The organism is Pandoraea sp. SD6-2, assembly GCF_000389825.1.
Classification (GTDB): Bacteria; Pseudomonadota; Gammaproteobacteria; order Burkholderiales; family Burkholderiaceae; genus Pandoraea; species Pandoraea communis.
In genome coordinates, this window is sequence record NZ_KB944426.1 from 233391 (window position 1) to 252895 (window position 19505).

Annotated in this window: 15 protein-coding genes; 7 read left to right on the forward strand and 8 right to left on the reverse strand. The window is 62.9% G+C overall.

Going from position 1 to position 19505, the window contains the following annotated elements:
• The first annotated feature begins 264 nt into the window (after window positions 1-264).
• The 3 genes from C266_RS05700 (at window position 265) to C266_RS05710 (ending at window position 2577) form a co-directional block, all read left to right on the forward strand.
• The gene (locus tag C266_RS05700; RefSeq protein WP_246174911.1) at window positions 265-636 is read left to right on the forward strand and encodes a hypothetical protein; all 372 of its coding nucleotides are present in this window, start codon (window positions 265-267) and stop codon (window positions 634-636) included.
• Between the two features lie 128 nt (window positions 637-764).
• Window positions 765-1736, forward strand: coding sequence for a homoserine kinase (locus C266_RS05705; RefSeq protein ID WP_010806297.1), 972 nt, complete (start codon window positions 765-767; stop codon window positions 1734-1736).
• Between the two features lie 31 nt (window positions 1737-1767).
• The gene (locus tag C266_RS05710; RefSeq protein WP_010806298.1) at window positions 1768-2577 is read left to right on the forward strand and encodes a BPSS1780 family membrane protein; all 810 of its coding nucleotides are present in this window, start codon (window positions 1768-1770) and stop codon (window positions 2575-2577) included.
• 78 nt (window positions 2578-2655) lie between these two features.
• Here the strand turns inward: C266_RS05710 and C266_RS05715 are convergent, their stop codons facing one another.
• A complete protein-coding gene (locus C266_RS05715) occupies window positions 2656-4977 on the reverse strand; it encodes a UvrD-helicase domain-containing protein (RefSeq protein ID WP_010806299.1) in 2322 nt (773 codons plus the stop codon).
• 111 nt (window positions 4978-5088) lie between these two features.
• Here C266_RS05715 and C266_RS05720 point away from each other — a divergent pair, with 111 nt between their 5' ends.
• Complete coding sequence (locus tag C266_RS05720; RefSeq protein WP_010806300.1) at window positions 5089-7950, forward strand: valine--tRNA ligase; 2862 nt, start codon at window positions 5089-5091, stop codon at window positions 7948-7950.
• Window positions 7951-7979: 29 nt separating this feature from the next.
• Window positions 7980-8864 carry a UTP--glucose-1-phosphate uridylyltransferase GalU gene (gene galU, locus C266_RS05725; protein ID WP_010806301.1) on the forward strand — a complete coding sequence of 295 codons (885 nt, stop codon included), beginning with the start codon at window positions 7980-7982 and terminating at the stop codon, window positions 8862-8864.
• A gap of 75 nt (window positions 8865-8939) precedes the next feature.
• Here galU and C266_RS05730 read toward each other — a convergent pair whose 3' ends face one another.
• Both C266_RS05730 and C266_RS05735 read right to left on the reverse strand, forming a co-directional pair.
• Window positions 8940-9167 (reverse strand): sulfurtransferase TusA family protein, encoded by a 228-nt coding sequence (locus tag C266_RS05730; protein WP_010806302.1) that lies wholly within the window; start codon window positions 9165-9167, stop codon window positions 8940-8942.
• 89 nt (window positions 9168-9256) lie between these two features.
• Window positions 9257-9787, reverse strand: a complete 531-nt coding sequence (locus C266_RS05735) for an NUDIX domain-containing protein (protein ID WP_010806303.1) — start codon at window positions 9785-9787, stop codon at window positions 9257-9259.
• Window positions 9788-10024: 237 nt separating this feature from the next.
• On the opposite strand from C266_RS05735, the gene C266_RS05740 reads away from it, so the two are divergent.
• Window positions 10025-11320, forward strand: a complete 1296-nt coding sequence (locus C266_RS05740) for a chloride channel protein (RefSeq protein WP_051126162.1) — start codon at window positions 10025-10027, stop codon at window positions 11318-11320.
• Between the two features lie 31 nt (window positions 11321-11351).
• Here C266_RS05740 and C266_RS05745 read toward each other — a convergent pair whose 3' ends face one another.
• The 5 genes from C266_RS05745 to alaS form a co-directional block, all read right to left on the reverse strand.
• A complete protein-coding gene (locus C266_RS05745) occupies window positions 11352-12467 on the reverse strand; it encodes a low specificity L-threonine aldolase (protein ID WP_010806305.1) in 1116 nt (371 codons plus the stop codon).
• Window positions 12468-12557: 90 nt separating this feature from the next.
• Window positions 12558-12752: a 4-oxalocrotonate tautomerase gene (locus C266_RS05750; protein WP_010806306.1), complete on the reverse strand. Its 195-nt coding sequence runs from the start codon at window positions 12750-12752 to the stop codon at window positions 12558-12560.
• A gap of 114 nt (window positions 12753-12866) precedes the next feature.
• Entirely contained in the window at window positions 12867-13637 is a 771-nt protein-coding gene (locus tag C266_RS05755) for a class II aldolase/adducin family protein (protein ID WP_010806307.1), read from the reverse strand.
• A gap of 92 nt (window positions 13638-13729) precedes the next feature.
• Complete coding sequence (locus tag C266_RS05760; protein WP_051126153.1) at window positions 13730-14986, reverse strand: YbfB/YjiJ family MFS transporter; 1257 nt, start codon at window positions 14984-14986, stop codon at window positions 13730-13732.
• Window positions 14987-15346: 360 nt separating this feature from the next.
• The gene (alaS, locus tag C266_RS05765) at window positions 15347-17971 is read right to left on the reverse strand and encodes an alanine--tRNA ligase (RefSeq protein WP_010806309.1); all 2625 of its coding nucleotides are present in this window, start codon (window positions 17969-17971) and stop codon (window positions 15347-15349) included.
• 245 nt (window positions 17972-18216) lie between these two features.
• Between alaS and C266_RS05770 the strand changes: the two genes are divergently transcribed.
• Entirely contained in the window at window positions 18217-19440 is a 1224-nt protein-coding gene (locus tag C266_RS05770) for a CaiB/BaiF CoA-transferase family protein (RefSeq protein WP_010806310.1), read from the forward strand.
• Window positions 19441-19505 lie beyond the last annotated feature (65 nt).

Below are 19505 nucleotides of genomic sequence, written 5' to 3' on the forward strand. Positions count from 1 at the left end.
TGATTCGCTTATTACCGGAAGGAATATAGCGGATAGCGATCGCGTGCTCCCGGCCGGCCGGACCACTCGCCCACGCCCCCGCTCAAGCCCCTTGAAACGACCTCCCGGAATGCAGCACCGCGCCGCAGGCAAGGAACCACGGCGTATTCAACGCGATTTCACGATGCGAAGCGGGGGACGTTTGATAGAATGGACATATTGGAACCCGCTGCGCCGCCCCGGCTTGCCCCAACGTCGCGGATGCGTTCCCGCCCTCGGAGAATAATGATGAAAACGCGCCTTTCCCGTGCCCTGCCCCTGCTGTTCGGTGCCGGCCTGTTGCTCACCGGCCATGCATTTGCCCAGGATGGCAAGGAAACCGCCGCGCAAGCCGCCAAACGCGAAGCTGACGCCCGCGCCGCTGCCACCAGCACCTCGTCGGTGGACGTCAACCAGGAGCGCAAGCCGAGCTACTACGTCAACGATCAAGGCACCACCGTGACCGAGTATCGCGATCGCGGCAAGCCGACGGAGATCGATGTCCACTCACGATTCGGCACCAATTACCAGTTGACCACGCCACCGGACAACTCGCCGCGAGCGCGCGACAACACGTCGCAAAACGACCGCTTGCCGTCTGTCGGTCTGAAGTTCTGACATCTCTGGTAATCTGACTCACCCCCGCGTGCCGCCTGGCGGCACGCCAGCTTCCTGTATGTCTTGATTCAGCGGCCCGCTGCACGTGCACGGGCCGTTTGTCTGAGACACCTCCACTCAACGCACGCATGGCCGTTTTCACTTCCGTCTCGCCCGAGCAACTCCAACAATGGCTGCAACGCTACGATTTGGGGAATGTTCTCGATTTCCGGGGCATCAGCTCCGGCATTGAAAACACCAACTACTTCCTGACAACCGAGCGCGGCGAGTTCGTGCTGACGCTGTTCGAGAAGCTCACCGCGACGCAGTTGCCGTTCTATCTTCAACTGATGGGCCACCTCGCGCATCACAGCGTGCCGGTGCCCGATCCGATTCCCGATCGCACGGGTGAGATCCTGGGCGAGTTGAACGGCAAGCCGGCGACCATCGTCACCAAGCTGGCGGGACGCTCCGAACTGGCGCCCACGCCGGCACACTGCACGCACGTCGGCGCGATGCTCGCGCGCATGCACCTGGCCGGACGAGACTTCACGCTCGAGCAGGCCAACCTGCGCAGCCTGCCGTGGTGGCGCGAAGCGACGCCCGAAGTCATGCCGTTCCTGAGCGACGCGGAACGCGCGTTGCTGCAAAGCGAGATGGCGCATCAGGAGGCGTTTTTCGCGTCGACCGACTATCGCGAGATGCCGGCCGGCCCCTGCCACTGCGACCTGTTCCGCGACAACGTGTTGTTCGACATGGCCGAAGACGGTTCGCCCCGCCTGGGCGGATTCTTCGATTTCTACTTCGCAGGTTGCGACAAGTGGCTGTTCGATCTGGCCGTAACGGTCAACGACTGGTGCTGCGACCTGTCGACCGGCGTGCTCGACGAGGCTCGCGTGCATGCCATGCTGCGCGCCTACGAGACGGTGCGCCCGCTCACGAGCATCGAAGCGTCGCACTGGCGCGATATGCTCCGGGCGGGAGCGCTGCGCTTCTGGGTGTCGCGCCTGTATGATTTTCACTTGCCGCGGGAGGCCGAAATGCTCAAGCCGCACGATCCGGGGCATTTCGAACGAATCCTGCGCGAACGCATCGAAGCCGTTTCCATCCCGTGGCTGTAACCTGACGTCCTATCGGAGTCATTCGAACCCTATGCAATTGCTTGAAGTCCCGCCGAAGAGTGGTTATGTGTGGCTGCGCCAGGGTATCTGGCTATTCCGCAAGAACCCGCTCGCCATTCTGACGCTGCTCTTCGCCTATTTGTTTGGCGTGATGCTGCTGTCGATCCCGCCGGTCGTGGGCGCGTTCCTGCCGCTGCTGTTCATCCCCGGCTTGTCCGTCGGCTTCATGGCCGCCTGCCGTGACATCATCAAGAGCAAGCAGGTATTGCCGAACGTGCTGCTCGACGGCTTTCGCGGTCACGGCAAGGAGGTTTCGCGCCGCCTGCTGATCCTCGGCGGCTATTACATTTTGGCGATGGCTGCGGTGTTCCTGTTCTCGGCACTCTTCGACGGCGGCGATCTGCTGAACAAGATGCTCTTCGGCGGCCGCATCAGCGAAGAGTCGCTCGTGAACGGTTCCATGGGCCAGGCGATGCTGGCGGCAGCGGTGGCCTACGTTCCGGTGGCGATGATGTTCTGGTTCGCACCGGTGCTCGTGGCATGGCACGACGTCACTCCCGTCAAGGCGCTCTTCTTCAGTTGGACGGCCTGCGTACGCAACCTGCGTGCCTTCTTCGTCTACGGGCTGTGCACGGCGGTCGTCGCCACGGTGCTGCCGCTGATCGTGGCGCTGACGATGGCCGCGATGGGCATTCATCAGTACGCAATGCTGATACTCATGCCGTACTCGATCCTGTTCACGGCCGTGCTGTACTGCTCGTTCTATGCAACCTATCGCGGCTGCTTCGGCGTGCAGGAAATCGGCGCCATCGATCCGAACGTCGCGCCGCCGGAGGCATAACCGCAGACAGCGCAGACAAGCGACCGGCAAAACAAAGGGCACCCTCGGGTGCCCTTTGTCATGGGTAAGACGCCGTCGTTACTCGATCGGCTGGAGCTTCGCGACGGCCAGTGCGAGCCACTTCTCGCCATGTCGGCCGAATTTCACATGCGCACGGGCTTCCACGCCCGCCCCCTCGAGCCCGATGATCTTGCCCTCGCCGAACTTGGTGTGGAAGACCCCCTGCCCCAGCTTGAAGCCGGTCTCCGACGCGCGCGAACGGTCGGCAAGCGCCTGCTCCGACTTTGTCGCCACCCATTCGTCCTGCTTCGTCGCGCCCACTTGCGGACGCGAGAACCAGTCGCGCCCCCACGCCGGCTCGGCTTGCCCCAGACGCGCACCAGATTGCGCACGCGGCGTCAGGAACTTCAGCACCGCTTCCGGGATTTCCTCGAAGAAGCGCGAACGCACGTTGTAGCGTGTCTGACCGTGCAGCATGCGGCTTTGGGTGAACGAGAGATACAGCCGTTCCTTGGCCCGCGTGATCGCCACATACATCAACCGGCGTTCTTCTTCGAGGCCGTCGAGTTCGAGCGCACTGTTTTCGTGCGGGAACAGTCCCTCCTCCAGCCCGGTGACAAAGACCGCCGTGAATTCCAGCCCCTTGGCCGCGTGAACCGTCATGAGTTGCACGGCGTCCTGCCCGGCCTCGGCCTGATTGTCCCCGGCCTCAAGCGAGGCGTGTGACAGGAAACCGGCGAGCGGGGTCATCTCCACGGGCGTGTCGGCGTCCACCACGCCATCGGGCGAGGCCAGGATATCCGGGGCGCCCGGCAGTGCAGGACGCATGGCAATCAGACGCGCCGGCGCGTCGAGCCCATAGCCTTCCTCGGCGATAAACGCCGTGGCGGCGTGCACCAGTTCCTGCAAGTTCTCGATGCGATCCTGACCTTCCTTCTCGGTTTGATAGTGCGTGATCAGCCCGCTCGCGTCGATGACGTGCGTGACGACCTCCGGCAGCGTAAGGCGCCCAGTGTCCTGACGCATCTGCTCGATCAACCGGACGAAGGCCGTCAGATTGGTGCCCGCCTTGCCGGTCATATAGGGCACGGCGGCGTACATCGAGCAGTTGTACAGACGCGCCGCGTCGGCCAGTTGCTCCAGCGACCGTGCGCCGATCCCGCGCGTCGGGAAGTTCACGACGCGGGCAAATGCCGTGTCGTCGTTCGGATTCTCGATCAGACGCAAATATGCCAGCGCATGCTTGACTTCCTGACGCTCGAAGAAGCGCAGCCCCCCGTACACACGATATGCGATGCCCGCGCCCACCAGCGCGTGCTCCATCACCCGCGACTGGGCATTGCTACGATACAGAATGGCGATGTCCTGACGCGACAGCCCCTGTGCAACGAGCGCCTTGATTTCATCGACCAGCCAGCTCGCCTCCTGCAAGTCGGTCGCGGCTTCGTAGACCCGGATCAACTCGCCATGCCCCGCATCGGTGCGTAAATTCTTGCCCAGACGCCGTGCGTTATTCGAAATCAACGCATTGGCGGCGTCGAGGATGTTGCCGTGCGACCGGTAGTTCTGCTCCAGCTTGATCATGTGCCGAACGCGGAATTCGCGCTCGAAGTCGGCCATATTGCCGACGTTGGCACCACGAAAGGCGTAAATACTCTGATCGTCGTCACCCACCGCAAATACTGCGGCGTTCGACCCTGCGAGCATCTTGAGCCATGCGTACTGGAGTTTGTTCGTGTCCTGGAACTCGTCGACGAGAATGTGACGAAAGCGCGATTGGTAATGCACCCGCAGCGGTTCGTTATGCTTGAGCAACTCGAAACAGCGCAGCAGCAATTCGGCAAAATCGACCACCCCTTCGCGCTGGCACTGCGCCTGATAGGTGGTGTACAGCTCGACGAACTTCTGGTTGAAGGCGTCGTTGGCCTCGACCTCGTGAGGGCGCAGGCCCTGCTCCTTGGCGTTATTGATGAAATACTGCAGGTTTTTCGGCGGATACTTCTCATCGTCGACATTCGCCGCCTTCATCATTCGCTTGATCGCAGAGAGCTGATCGGCCTGATCGAGGATCTGGAAGCTCTGCGGCAGCCCGGCATCGCGGAAATGCGCGCGCAGCATGCGGTTGCACAGCCCGTGGAAGGTGCCGATCCACATGGCGCGGGTGCTGATCGGCAGCATGGCCCCCAGACGAGCCTGCATTTCCTTGGCCGCCTTGTTGGTGAAGGTCACCGCCAGAATACCGGCCGGACCGACATGGCCCTGCTGTATCAGCCAGGCGATACGCGTGGTCAGCACGCGCGTCTTGCCGGAACCTGCGCCCGCGAGAATGAGGGCTGGCTCGTCCGGGAGGGTCACGGCGGCCAGTTGTTCGGGGTTCAGATTCGCTAACAGATCGGGCATGTCGGGAGGGAATTTCGAGTGAAGCCCGATTATAAATCCTGCCGCACCGCGGAAACGGCACCGAATCTTTTATAATTCAGGGTTTCACGCATTACACGGTCCATCCAATCCATGAGCGACAGCGACAATACGCTTGCCAAGAGCTTCGAGCCGCAGGACGTCGAAGCCCACTGGGGCCCCGAATGGGAACGCCGAGGCTATGCCCGGCCGACTTTCGACGACGCCCGCGAAGATTTCAGCATCCAGTTGCCGCCGCCGAACGTTACCGGCACGCTGCACATGGGTCATGCGTTCAACCAGACGATCATGGATGGCCTCACCCGCTACCACCGTATGAAGGGGGCCAACACCCTCTGGGTGCCGGGCACGGACCACGCGGGCATCGCCACGCAGATCGTCGTCGAACGCCAGCTCGACGCCGAGAAGGTCTCGCGCCACGACCTCGGCCGCGAGAAGTTCGTCGAGCGCGTCTGGGAGTGGAAGGAACAGTCGGGCAGCACGATCACACGTCAGGTGCGCCGTCTGGGCGCCTCCATCGACTGGAGCCGCGAATACTTCACGATGGACGAGAAGATGTCGCGCGTCGTGCGCGATGTGTTCGTCACGCTGTACGAGCAAGGGCTGCTCTACCGGGGCAAGCGTCTCGTGAACTGGGAATCGGTCCTGCTCACCGCAGTGTCCGATCTGGAAGTGGTCAGCGAGGAAGAAGAAGGCTCGCTGTGGCACATCCGCTACCCCCTGGCTAACGGTTCGGGCTCGCTCACGGTCGCCACCACGCGCCCCGAAACGATGCTCGGCGACGTAGCCCTGATGGTCCATCCGGAAGACGAGCGCTACAAGCACCTGATCGGGCAGATGGCCAAGCTGCCGCTGTCCGATCGTGAAATCCCGATCATCGCCGACGATTACGTCGATCTTGAATTCGGCACGGGCGTGGTGAAAGTCACGCCGGCGCACGACTTCAACGATTACGCCGTGGGCCAGCGCCACAACCTGCCGCAGATCAACATTCTCACGCTCGACGCGAAGATCAACGAGAATGCCCCGGAAAAGTACCGCGGACTGGATCGTTTCGAGGCGCGCAAGCAGATCGTGGCCGACCTCGACGCTCAGGGTCTGCTCGAATCGGTCAAGCCGCACAAGCTGATGGTGCCGCGCAGCGATCGTACCGGCACGATCATCGAGCCGATGCTTACCGACCAGTGGTTTGTCGCGATGAGCAAGCCGGCGCCGGAAGGCACGTTCCATCCGGGCAAGTCGATCACCGAAGTCGCTCTCGACGTCGTGCGCGACGGTGAGATCAAGTTCGTGCCGGAGAACTGGGCGACGACATATCACCAGTGGCTCGAGAACATTCAGGACTGGTGTATCTCGCGTCAACTCTGGTGGGGACACCAGATTCCCGCATGGTACGACGATGCGGGCAATGTCTACGTCGCCCGGACGGAAGAGGAAGCTGCCGGGAAAGCACGCGCGAACGGCTATACCGGCGCGCTCAGGCGCGACGAAGACGTGCTCGACACGTGGTTCTCGTCGGCACTGGTGCCGTTCTCGTCGCTCGGCTGGCCGCAAGAGACGCCCGAACTGAAGCATTTCCTGCCGTCGACGGTGCTCGTGACCGGCTTCGACATCATCTTCTTCTGGGTGGCGCGCATGGTCATGATGACCACGCACTTCACCGGCAAGGTGCCGTTCAAGACCGTGTACATGCACGGTCTGGTGCGCGACGCCGAGGGCCAGAAGATGTCCAAGTCGAAGGGCAACACGCTCGATCCGCTCGATATCGTCGACGGTGTGTCGCTCGACACCCTCCTCGCCAAGCGCACGACCGGCCTGATGAACCCGAAGCAGGCGACGAGCATCGAGAAGAAGACGCGCAAGGAATTCCCGGATGGCATTGCGCCGTTCGGCACCGACGCGCTGCGCTTCACGTTCGCGTCGATGGCCACGCTCGGCCGGAACATCAACTTCGACCTCGCACGCTGCGAAGGCTATCGCAACTTCTGCAACAAGCTGTGGAACGCCACGCGCTTCGTGCTGATGAACTGCGAAGGCCAGGACTGCGGCATGGCGCCGTGCGTGGGCGATTGCGGCCCCGACGGTCAACTGGACTTCTCGCGCGCCGACCGCTGGATCGTATCGCTGTTGCAACGCGTGGAAGCCGACGTTGCGAAGGGCTTTGCCGACTATCGCTTCGACAACATCGCCAGCACGATCTACAAGTTCGTGTGGGACGAGTACTGCGACTGGTACGTCGAACTGGCCAAGTGGCAGATCCAGAACGGCACCCCGGCGCAACAACGCGCCACGCGCCGCACCCTGCTGCGCGTGCTGGAAACGGTGCTGCGTCTGGCCCACCCGATCATTCCGTTCATCACCGAAGCCCTGTGGCAGAAGGTGGCGCCGCTCGCCGGCCGCTACCCGGCGGACAAGGCCGCAGGCGAAGCCAGCATCATGGTGCAGCCGTACCCGGTGGCCGACACGAGCAAGATCGACGAAGGCGACGAAGCCTGGATGCAGCAGTTGAAGGCGGCCGTCGACGCATGCCGTAATCTGCGAGGCGAAATGAACCTGTCGCCGGCACAACGCGTGCCGCTGCTGGTCGCGGGCGACGTGCCATTCCTCACGTCGATCGCGCCGTATCTGCAAACGCTCGCCAAGCTCTCCGAGGTGCAGGTGCTGGACGACGAAGCCACGCTCGACGCGCAGGCTGCCGGTGCGCCGCTCGCCGTGGTGGGCGCGAACAAGCTGGCATTGAAGGTCGAGATCGATGTGGCCGCAGAGCGCGAGCGCCTCGGCAAGGAAGTCAAACGTCTCGAAGGCGAAATCGCAAAGTGCCACGGCAAGCTCTCCAATGAGAGCTTTGTGGCCCGCGCGCCTGCGAACGTCGTGGAACTCGAGAAGCAACGATTGGTCGACTTTGAAGCCGTTCTCGGCAAGTTGCAGGCCCAGCTGGCTCGCCTGCCGGCCTGAGACGCTCGACATCCACCAGGGAGATACCAATGAAAACCTTCGTGACCAAAGCCGTGTTCCCCGTTGCGGGCCTCGGCACCCGATTCCTCCCGGCGACCAAGGCGAGCCCGAAGGAAATGCTGCCCATCGTCGACAAGCCGCTGATTCAGTACGCGGTGGAAGAAGCGGCGGCCGCCGGCATTACAGAGATGATCTTCGTGACGGGCCGTAACAAGCGCGCGATCGAAGATCACTTCGACACGGCCTTCGAACTCGAAGCGGAACTGGAAGCCAAGAACAAGCAGGCACTGCTCGACGTCGTGCATTCGATCAAGCCGCCGCACATCGACTGCTTCTACGTGCGTCAGCCCAAGGCACTCGGTCTGGGGCATGCCGTGCTGTGCGCGGAAAAGCTCGTGGGCGACGAGCCGTTCGCGGTCATCCTCGCCGACGACTTGCTCGACGGCGATCCGCCGGTGCTCAAGCAGATGGTCGATCTGTACAACCAGTATCACAGCTCGATCATCGGCGTGGAAGAGATTCCCATCGAGCAAAGCCGGTCGTACGGGATCGTCGCGGGCAACGAGTGGGGCGAGAAGGACATCGTCAAGCTGACAAGTATCGTCGAGAAGCCGGCACCGGAAGACGCACCGTCGAATCTGGGTGTCGTCGGCCGCTATGTGCTGCGTCCGCGCATTTTCGATTGCATCCGCGAGATCGATCCGGGGTCAGGTGGCGAGATTCAGTTGACGGATGCCATCCAGAAACTGATGCACGACGAGGTTGTCCTGGCATACCGCTACAAGGGTAAGCGCTTCGATTGCGGCAGCAAGCTCGGCTACCTGAAGGCGACGGTGGAATTTGCGCTGCGTCACCCGGAGCTGAAGGACGCGTTCCGCGAGTACCTGCGCGAGTCGCACGGCGCTGTCATGTAAGCGTCAGGCACCGCACCAAAGAAAAAGCCGACGGCATGTCCGTCGGCTTTTTTATGCCCGCGCGATGCGGTGCGATCAGCGGCGGCGCATCAGGAAGTGGAACGTCTTGCCCTCTTCACGCGACTCGATGAGTTCGTTGCCGGTTTGCTTGGCAAATGCGCTGAAGTCGCGCGCCGAACCGGGATCCGTGGCGATGATGTGCAGCACTTCGCCGCTCTGCATTTCGGCAAGCGCCTTCTTGGCACGCAGGATCGGCAGCGGGCAGTTCAGACCGCTCGCGTCGACTTCTTTCTGAAATTCCATGCTCATGTCCCTCTTGTCAGTCTTGTGCGAATCTTGTGCCAGGTTCACCCTGCAAACCGCGATTCTACCGTAGTCGCCGCACCCCGCCGTCAGCCCGCAATCGACAGCTTTGCCGAATCGACGTATTCGACCGGCAGGTTGCGCCGGCGTAACCACTCGGCCACCGCATGTCCGGTGCCCGCGCGCCACGGACGCACCCGCTCCGGCGACACGAGACGGAACTCGGCCAACTCTTCCGAGAGACGAATATCGCCATCGCAGACCGCGTGATAGGCGATGATCAACTCATTCTTGCGCATGAATTCGTAGACGCCGAGCAGCGAAATCGCGTCGGTCTCCAGATTGGTCTCTTCCTTGATCTCGCGCCGCAGGCCATCTTCAGGCGTTTCGTCGCGTTCGAGAAATCCGGTGATGAGCGCGAACATGCCCTCGGTCCACGCGGCGTTGCGCGCCAGCAGAATCTGACCGCGATACTCCACAAGGCCGGCAACCACCGGCAACGGATTGTCCCAGTGGACGAAACCGCAAGCGGTATCCGGACAAGCGCGGCGAATACGCCCGGCGACATCACGCGAGTCGAGCGGCGAGGCACAGCGGGGACAGAAAATTAGTTCGTTCATGATCGTTCTTCCGCGAATTCGAATATCTTAAATGAACTCATGACGGGATGCACATTCAGAACTATCCAAGACGTCTGAAGACCAAGCCCATAAGGGCCGGGGCGTATAATCGGCCAACGTCTTTCACCCTTCGCTCACGACCAAGTGTCAGCTATCCCGCCAAACACCGAGTCTGCCTCGCCACCGCCGTCGCCTTCGCCGACACCTCCCCTCGCGCCGCCGTCGTTATCGGCGCGTCTGGCCAGACGGGGCGTCAATCGCTCGCGGCGCCTCTGGCATAACTACGGTGTGTTCTGGCTCGGCGCCGTGCTCGTGGGTCTGGTCTCGGTTGCGTACGCCAAGCTCATCGACTTCGGTTTCGAACTGTTCCAGCGCATGCTGTCGCATGGCGCCTGGCTGCCGCTGATCGTCACGCCGCTTGGCGCTGCGCTGGCCATCTGGCTGACGCAGAAGTTCTTCCGTGGCGCGGAAGGCAGCGGCATTCCGCAGGTCATCGCCACGCTGCAAGATTCGCGGCTGTCGAAATCGCTGCTGTCGCTGCGCATCATGGTCGGCAAGATTGCGATCTCGTTTCTCGGCATTCTTTGCGGCTTCACCATTGGCCGCGAAGGGCCGACGGTGCAGATCGGCGCTTCGCTGATGTATGCCATGCGTCATGGCTATCGCCGCAGCAGCGCGCACATCGAGCGTCAATTGACGCTGGCCGGCGCAGCGGCAGGTCTGGCGGCCGCGTTCAATACACCGCTCGCAGGTGTGGTGTTCGCCATCGAGGAATTGAGCCGAAGTTTCGTTGCCCGGAACAGCGGCACACTCATCACGGCCATCATCTTTTCCGGCGTCGTGGCACTCGGACTGCAAGGCAATTATCTGTACTTCGGGCAAATCAAGGCGCTCACCGAATTCCACTGGGCGCTGATCCCCGTGCTCATTGCCGCCAGCCTGCTGACGGGCGTCGCAGGTGGCCTGTTCGGCTGGCTGATGCTCAACGTGGCGCGCTGGATGCCCGCGTCGCTGGTGAGCCTTCGCCGGACGTACCCGGTGCGCTTCGCGTTTCTGTGCGGGCTGGCCATTGCCGTGATCGGCGTGGTCTCGGGGGGGACGACCTTCGGCAGCGGTTATGCGGAAGCGCGCGGCCTGCTCGAGTCGCATGCGGCGCTCTCGCCGCTCTACGCCCTGCTGAAATTCGCCGCGCTATGTGTATCGTACCTGTCGGGGATTCCCGGAGGCATCTTCGCGCCGTCGCTCGCCATCGGCGCCGGGCTCGGCAACGTAATGGCTCACGTCACGTCGGCGATACCGCTGCCAGCGATGGCCGCGCTGTGTATGGTCGGGTATCTGGCGGCAGTCACGCAATCGCCGATTACGTCGTTCGTGATCGTCATGGAGATGATCGACGGCCATCAGATGGTGATTCCTCTCATGGCCGTTGCATTGCTCTCGACTCAGGTGTCGAAAGCCATCGCGCCATCGTTCTATCACACGTTGGCACACCGCTTTCTCACGCCTGCGATACCAGCGCCGCGACAGGCATGAATCGCGCCGCCGGCCCGCGCCGGAGAATCGATTACGCCTTCGCGCTCAGTTCCCGGATATCTGCGGCCAGACGCTCGACCGTTTCCGGGCGGGTATCCCACGCACACATGAAACGGCAACCGCCGGCGCCAATGAACGTGTAGAAGCGCCAGCCCTTGGCGCGCAGCGCTTCGATCACATGCAACGGCAATTCCGCGAACACGGCGTTGGCTTGCGTCTCGAACATCAGCGATACGCCCGGCACATCGCGAAGGCGTTGCGCGAGCAGTTGCGCCATGGCGTTGGCGTGACGTGCGTTGCGCAGCCAGGTGTCGTCCTCCAGCATGCCAAGCCAAGGTGCGGAAATGAAGCGCATCTTCGACGCCAACTGCCCTGCCTGCTTCACCCGATACGCAAAGTCCTCGGCCAGCGCGCGATTGAAGAACACCACGGCCTCGCCTACCGGCAGGCCATTCTTTGTGCCGCCGAAGCAAAGCACGTCCACGCCCGCGCGCCAGGTCACATCGCCCGGATGACAGCCCAGCGTTGCGACGGCATTGGCGAAGCGAGCGCCGTCCATATGCACGCGAAGATTGCGCCGCCGGGCCACCGACGAGATCGCCTTGATCTCGTCGACCGAGTAGACGGTGCCGACTTCGGTCGCCTGCGTGAGCGTGACGACCTTGGGTTTCGGGAAGTGAATGTCCGAGCGCCGGTTGATCACCGATTCGACGGCGTCCGGCGTGAGCTTGCCGTTGTTCTCGCGGCCGCGCGCGGTGAGCAGCTTCGCGCCGTTGGAGAAAAATTCGGGTCCACCGCACTCGTCGGTCTCGACGTGCGCCAGTTCGTGGCAGATGACGGAGTGATACGACTGCGACAACGACGCCAGCGCCAGCGAGTTGGCGGCCGTGCCGTTGAAGACGAAGAAGACATCGCAGTCCGTGTCGAACAACTGGCGAATGCCGTCGCATACACGCTGCGTCCAGGTATCGTCGCCGTAGGCAACTTCGTGACCGCTGGCATTTGCCTCAATCAGATAGTGCAGCGCCTCGGGGCAAATCCCGGCGTAGTTATCCGACGCAAAGTGTTGCGGCGTTTGTGCCGGTTCGCTGCCGGCGGCGGCACGGGCGGTGGCGTGAAGACTCGATACGGACGGGACTTGCGACATGACAACCTCTTCGATACGGCGGGGAGGCCGTGAGTCTCCCCGCCCCAGACCTACCGGCGGCGCCAGCGGCGCTCACCGGCTCACTCGGTTTTACTCGGGACGCGGGTCCGACCAAAGCGTACCCGCTGTGGACCAGTTCTCGCGCTTGATGTCGGTGATGATGATGTCCACGGACTCAGCCGTGCAACCGATCGTGTTCACTGCCGCTTCCGTGACAGCTTTGACGAATGCGCGCTTTTGCTCGACCGAGCGCCCCTCGAACATCTCGACGTGAAACGTTGGCATTGCCGTCTATCTCCTCATGTCGTTATCAAGATGGGCGGCGCCGCCGCCCATCCCCTTCCTCGGGCAAAGCCTGCCAGCCTTCCCTGCGCTCCCGACATCGCACCTGCGCGGCGGTCAATCGCGAAACGAGGCGTCTATTCTATCCAGTTTGCGTAGCAGTGCAGGCCACTCCAGCACACCTTCGATAGCACCACCGTCTTCGAGTTGAATGGCAGTCTTGTCCTGCACGGCGGCACTCGGCAGATGAGGTGGCATACCGCCCGCCAATGCTTGCAACTGGATCTCGCACGCCTTGACCAGCGTGGCCATCAGCACGAAGGCTTCGGCCACCGTGCGTCCGGTCGTGAGCGTGCCGTGATTGCGCAGCAGCATGGCCGGATACGGGCCGAGCGACGCCACGAGCCGCTCCCCCTCCGACGGTGAAAACGCCAGACCTTCGTAGTCGTGATAGCCGATACGCTCGTGAAAGCGAAGCGCGTGCTGCGAGATCGGCAGTAATCCGTGAGGCTGGATCGACACCGCAATGCCGGCCGTATTGTGTAAATGCATGACACACACGGCATCCGCACGCGCCGCATGCACGGCGCCGTGCAGCGCAAATCCGGTCACGTTCACGGGGTGTTCGCTCTCGCCCACGATCTCGCCGGCGATCGTGATCTTGACGAGATTCGATGCCGTCACTTCGTCGAATGCCAGACCGAACGGGTTGATGAGAAAGTACCCCGGCTCGCCCGGCACCATCGCGGAGATATGGGTGTAGATGAGATCGTCCCAGCCGTGCAGCGCAACGAGGCGGTAACAGGCCGCGAGATCGACGCGCATCTGGTGCTCGGCGTCGCTCGTGGCGGTGGCGGCCTTTTTGCCCGCCCGCAGGGTAAAAGACATAGAGAGTCCCAGAGGATGAAGATGTCGGATCGGCAGACGTCAGACGTCAATCGCGATAGCGAGGGCGGCGACAGCGGCACTGCGCGCGAGAATCAGAGTGCGTGCTCGAGCGAGCGCCGCCAATCCCACACGAAGCCGATCGCACCGAGCACGAGCACGCCGCTCGCGCACAGCAGCGCTGCCGTGAAGCTGCCAGTGGCCGCGACCAGTGGCGCAGCCGCCAACGGCCCGACGATCTGGCCGATGCCATAGGATGCCGTCACCAAACCGATCAAGCCATTGGCATTGTCCCCACGCAGACGCCGGCACTCGCGCACTGCGTACACGGTAATCGCCGTGAACGGCAGCCCCACGAGCACGCTGCCCAGCGCGAATCCCGCCACGTTCGGCAGTACGATACCGATTCCTACCCCCAACCCCTGCATGACGTAGCACGCGGCGAGCAGCAGCCGATTGTCCCAGGCAAGCGGCGCACGCGCGCCAATGATCGCCCCCGGCATGACCATCAGGCCGAGCAGCGGGAAAAACAGGTCCGGCCACGCCGAGCCCGGTAGGGCCTGACGCGCGATCACCGGCAGAAACGTTGCCGTGATGATGTAACCGAAGCCGGCGAAGCTGTAGAGCACCGTGACAGGGATGACACTCTCGCCACTGCCATGATTGATGGCATGTGCCGCGGCCTGCCCCGGTGTACCGCCCGAGGATTTGGCGGCGTGGGCCGTCTTCGCGGCCTCGGGCGCGTCGGCCGCGAACGTGCGCCAGATCACCGCGAGCAACGCTAGTGCAAGCACGCCGCACAGCAGCCAGCCGCCGCGTGCGGGCCACGCCAGCGAGCTGTTCACGCTCGCAAGCAAGCCCGTCACCACGATGCCAGCCCCGGGGCCGGCGAAGATCACGCCCCCCAGACTCGGCATGCGCAATTCACCGAGTTTGCGGAAACCCCATCCGGCCGAGAACACCATCGCCCAGGCACTCATCACCCCCGCGAGCGTACGCACGACGGCCCACACGGCGAACGACTCGAGCAGCCCCATCGCCAGTGTCAACACGACGGTGGCAGCGAGTGCAAAACGGATGATGAGCGTCGGCGTGAAGCGCAGCCACATGCATGACAACGCGCCAACGAAGTACCCTGCGTAATTGAGGGAAGCGAGCCAACTGCCGTGCTGAATATCGGTGAGCCGCTCTTGCAGCATCAGGGGCAACATCGGCGTAAAGGCGAAGCGCCCGATGCCCATGGCAATGGCCAGCGCAAGCATGCAGGACAGCGCAATGCGCCACGCTGCGCGCTCAGGCGAAGGCTGGTGCAACGAGGCGGCTCTGTCGGAATCGGTGAGTGTGGCTGGCATGACGATAACTATGTGGGAAACCGGGCGCCGGTGCGCGCAACTTTCCGAATACTTTACATGCAAACCATTACGGAAAGCGGAGGTTCCCCTGCATCATGAAGGGCAATGGCAGCCATTGCCATCCGGGTGTGGCTGTGCCCCTCACGCCCGTGAAATACTGAGCCCATTTGCTTCGGTATCCTTTCAAATACTGAAATTGTATCGTTTGTTCATCAGGCCACCCGACGGCACGGGGTTATCCGCTCCCCGAATGCAAAACGCGCACCGAAGTGCGCGTTTTGCTCAAGCCATCCCGGCGAATCGCCGGAGACTGCCCATCGAACCGGAGCGGCAGCCTGCGCCGCCGCCCTTACCGGATCGTCAGAACTTGCCTGCGACCCAACCCTGCACGCCGGCCAGCGCCTGCGGCAACTGCGACGGGTCGGTACCGCCAGCTTGCGCCATATCAGGACGGCCCCCGCCCTTGCCACCGACTTGCTGCGCGACGAAGTTGACCAACTCGCCGGCCTTGACCTTGCTGGTCGCGTCGGCCGTCACGCCGGCAATGAGGCTGACCTTGCCGCCCTCGACAGCCGCGAGCACGATGGCCGCGCTCTTGAGCTTGTCCTTGAGCTTATCCATCGTCTCGCGCAGCGTCTTGACATCGGCACCTTCGAGTTGCGCGGCCAGCACTTTCAGACCGTTCACGTCGACGGCCTTCTCGACCAGTTCATCACCCTGGCTCGAAGCGAGCTTCGACTTGAGCGCCGCCAGTTCCTTCTCGAGCGACTTGACCTGCTCCTGCACCTGCGCGATACGCGGAGTGAGTTCGGCCGGTTGAGTCTTGAGCGCAGCGGCGGCCTCGTTGACCTGGTCGTCGAGCTTCTGCACGAAACGCACCGAGTTGTCACCGGTGATGGCTTCTACGCGACGGATACCGGCAGCCACGCCCCCTTCCATCACGATCTTGAACAGGCCAATGTCGCCGGTGCGCGTCACGTGTGTGCCGCCGCACAGTTCGCGCGACGTGCCGATATCGAGTACGCGCACTTCGTCGCCGTACTTCTCACCGAACAGGGCCATTGCACCGCCCTTGACGGCATCGTCGAAGGACATCACGGCCGCTTGCGTCGGCACGTTGGTCAGGACTTCCGCGTTGACGATGTCTTCCACGCGACGGATTTCCTCGGCGGTCATCGCGGCGTTGTGTGCGAAGTCGAAACGCGTCTTGTCGGCGTCGACGAGCGAGCCCTTCTGTTGCACGTGAGCCCCCAGCACTTCACGCAGCGCCTTGTGCATCAAATGCGTGGCAGAGTGGTTGCGAACGGTGCGAGCGCGGCGCACGGCATCGACCTGCGCCGTAACAGCCTCGCCCACCTTCAGTTCGCCCGATTCCAGCTTGCCGTAGTGGCCGAACACGTCAGCCTGAATCTTCTGCGTGTCCGACACACCGAAACGCGCACCGCCGGCGACGATCAGGCCCTGATCGCCCACCTGACCGCCAGACTCGGCGTAGAACGGCGTGGTGTCGAGCACGACGATACCTTGTTGCCCCGCAGAGAGCTTACCCACGCTCGTGCCGTCGACGTAGAGCGCCGTCACCTTCGCGCCTTCGAGCATCAGCTTGTCGTAGCCCTGGAAGCGGGTCTTGTCGCCGGTGTATTCGAGGGCCGTCGCCATCTTGAACTTGCCCGCGGCACGGGCCTGCTCGCGCTGGCGCGCCATCGCGGCATCGAACGCGGCCTCGTCGACCGTGATGCTGCGCTCGCGGCAAACGTCGGCCGTCAGATCGAGCGGGAAGCCATACGTGTCGTGCAGCTTGAAGGCGAGTTCGCCGTCGAGCGTGGTCACACCGCGCTTGGCCAGATCGGCCAGCGCCCCTTCGAGAATCTCCATGCCGTTCTCGATGGTTTCGCCGAAACGCTCTTCTTCCTGCTTGAGCACGTCGGTCACGCGTTGCTGCGCCTGCGCCAGTTCCGGATAAGCGGCGCCCATCTCGGCGACCAGATCCGGTACGAGCTTGTAGAAGAACGGCTTCTTGCAGCCGAGCTTGTAACCGTGACGGATCGCGCGGCGGATGATACGGCGCAGCACATAGCCGCGGCCTTCGTTGCCCGGAATCACGCCATCGACGATCAGGAACGAGCAAGCGCGGATGTGATCGGCAATCACCTTGAGCGAGTTCGCGTTGAGATCGGTCACACCGGTCTCGCGGCCCGCGGCCTTGATCAGGTGCTGGAACAGGTCGATTTCGTAGTTGCTGTGCACGTGTTGCAGCACGGCCGCGATACGCTCCAGCCCCATGCCGGTATCCACGCAGGGCTTGGGCAGCGGCGTCATGTTGCCCTGCTCGTCGCGGTTGAACTGCATGAACACGAGATTCCAGATCTCGATGTAGCGATCGCCGTCTTCTTCCGGTGATCCGGGGGGGCCGCCCCACACGTCGGCGCCGTGATCGAAGAAGATTTCCGAGCACGGACCGCACGGGCCGGTGTCGGCCATCTGCCAGAAGTTGTCCGAGGCGTAGCGCGCGCCCTTGTTGTCGCCGATGCGGATGATTCGCTCGACCGGCACGCCCACTTCCTTCGCCCAGATGTCGTAGGCCTCGTCGTCTTCCTTGTAGACGGTGACCCAGAGCTTGTCCTTCGGCAGTTTGTACACTTCCGTCAGCAATTCCCAGGCGTACTGAATCGCTTCGCGCTTGAAATAGTCGCCGAACGAGAAGTTGCCCAGCATTTCGAAGAACGTGTGGTGACGCGCCGTGTAGCCGACGTTCTCCAGATCGTTGTGCTTGCCGCCCGCGCGCACACTGCGCTGGGCCGTGGTCGCGCGCTTGTAAGGGCGCGTTTCGAAACCGAGGAAGACGTCCTTGAACTGCACCATGCCGGAGTTCGTGAACAGCAGCGTTGGGTCATTGGACGGCACGAGGCTCGACGAGCGCACGATGGTGTGCCCCTTCGACTCGAAGAAGTTGAGGAATTTTTCCCGAATGTCTGCGACTTTCATAGGCTGCGTGAGCGTGGGGACCGGGCGAGCTAAGCCAAGCCTGGTGGGTATTTTGCAAACTTTTGATTATACGGGAAATCGATCCAGTCACCGCGTCGCGCCGCCAACCGCACTGCGAAACGACGCTGGTCAGCAGAGAACGGCAGGACGTAGACTCCTTCCCAGAAGTTCCGCATTGCAAAACATCGTTCCGCGCGATGCCGACGACCCCGAACCACGACGAATGCACAGGAGATACGAATACGATGGGCGCGCTGAGCCATATCCGGGTGTTGGATCTTTCGCGAGTACTGGCCGGGCCGTGGGCCACGCAGAATCTGGCGGATCTGGGGGCCGACGTCATCAAGGTGGAGCGTCCCGGTGTGGGCGACGACACCCGTAGCTGGGGGCCGCCGTATCAGCGAGACGCTGACGGCAACGACACCCAGGAGGCCGCTTACTATCTCGCGGCCAACCGCAACAAACGCTCGCTCACACTCGACATCTCGCGCCCGGAAGGGCAAGCGATCGTGCGCGCACTCGCCGCGCAAAGCGACGTCGTCGTCGAGAACTACAAGGTCGGGCAACTCGCGAAGTACGGCCTCGACTACGCGTCGCTCAAGGCCATCAAACCGGATCTCGTCTACTGTTCGATCACGGGCTTCGGTCAGAGCGGCCCACACGCGTCGCGCGCCGGATACGACTTCATCGTGCAAGGCATCGGCGGCTTCATGAGCATCACCGGAGAGCGCGACGGCCTGCCGGGTGGCGGTCCTCAGAAGGCAGGCGTCGCCATTGCCGATCTGATGACGGGCATGTATGCAAGCCTCGCGATCATGGCCGCCCTCACCCACCGCGACCGCACGGGCGTGGGTCAGTACATCGACATGGCGTTGCTCGACACGCAGGTCGCCATGCTCGCCAACATGAACACCAACTATCTGGCGAGCGGGAAGCCGCCCGTGCGTTGGGGCAATGCGCACCCGAACATCGTGCCGTACCAGACCTTCCAGACGGCCGACGACGGCTGGATCATCGTGGCGGTGGGCAACGACGGGCAGTTCCGCAAGTTCGTCGAAGCAGGTGAAGCGCCCGCGCTCGCCGACGACGCGCGTTTTGCGACCAACCCATCGCGCGTACGTCACCGCGATACGCTCGTGCCGATTCTCGCGCAAATGGTGCGCAAGTTCGGCAAGGACACCTGGATCGACAAGCTCGAAGCCGCCGGTGTGCCGTGCGGCCCGATCAACACGCTGCCGGAAGTGTTCGCACATCCGCAGGTCATCGCGCGCGAGATGGCGCTGGAGTTGCCGCATCCCTCGGGCGGTGTGGCCCGCCTCGTCGCCAGCCCGATGAAGATGAGCGAGACCCCGCCCATTGCCCGTAGCGCCCCGCCTACGCTGGGCCAGCACAGCGACGAAATTCTGCGTGAACGCCTGGGCTTCGACGACACGAAGATCGCGCAGTTGCGCGGCGACAGCATCGTCTGACGCCCATGAAAAGGGCCTGACGCGAAGCCGATCGCGGCAGGCCCTGCTTTACCGGCGAGCCCCAC

Bases quoted from the DNA above. Each gene is read 5' to 3' on its own strand.
- C266_RS05700 (WP_246174911.1), top strand. From the start codon at position 265: ATGATGAAAACGCGCCTTTCCCGTGCCCTGCCCCTGCTGTTCGGTGCC.
- C266_RS05705 (WP_010806297.1), top strand. From the start codon at position 765: ATGGCCGTTTTCACTTCCGTCTCGCCCGAGCAACTCCAACAATGGCTG.
- C266_RS05710 (WP_010806298.1), top strand. From the start codon at position 1,768: ATGCAATTGCTTGAAGTCCCGCCGAAGAGTGGTTATGTGTGGCTGCGC.
- C266_RS05715 (WP_010806299.1), bottom strand. From the start codon at position 4,977: ATGCCCGATCTGTTAGCGAATCTGAACCCCGAACAACTGGCCGCCGTG.
- C266_RS05720 (WP_010806300.1), top strand. From the start codon at position 5,089: ATGAGCGACAGCGACAATACGCTTGCCAAGAGCTTCGAGCCGCAGGAC.
- galU (WP_010806301.1), top strand. From the start codon at position 7,980: ATGAAAACCTTCGTGACCAAAGCCGTGTTCCCCGTTGCGGGCCTCGGC.
- C266_RS05730 (WP_010806302.1), bottom strand. From the start codon at position 9,167: ATGGAATTTCAGAAAGAAGTCGACGCGAGCGGTCTGAACTGCCCGCTG.
- C266_RS05735 (WP_010806303.1), bottom strand. From the start codon at position 9,787: ATGAACGAACTAATTTTCTGTCCCCGCTGTGCCTCGCCGCTCGACTCG.
- C266_RS05745 (WP_010806305.1), bottom strand. From the start codon at position 12,467: ATGTCGCAAGTCCCGTCCGTATCGAGTCTTCACGCCACCGCCCGTGCC.
- C266_RS05750 (WP_010806306.1), bottom strand. From the start codon at position 12,752: ATGCCAACGTTTCACGTCGAGATGTTCGAGGGGCGCTCGGTCGAGCAA.
- C266_RS05755 (WP_010806307.1), bottom strand. From the start codon at position 13,637: ATGTCTTTTACCCTGCGGGCGGGCAAAAAGGCCGCCACCGCCACGAGC.
- C266_RS05760 (WP_051126153.1), bottom strand. From the start codon at position 14,986: ATGCCAGCCACACTCACCGATTCCGACAGAGCCGCCTCGTTGCACCAG.
- alaS (WP_010806309.1), bottom strand. From the start codon at position 17,971: ATGAAAGTCGCAGACATTCGGGAAAAATTCCTCAACTTCTTCGAGTCG.
- C266_RS05770 (WP_010806310.1), top strand. From the start codon at position 18,217: ATGGGCGCGCTGAGCCATATCCGGGTGTTGGATCTTTCGCGAGTACTG.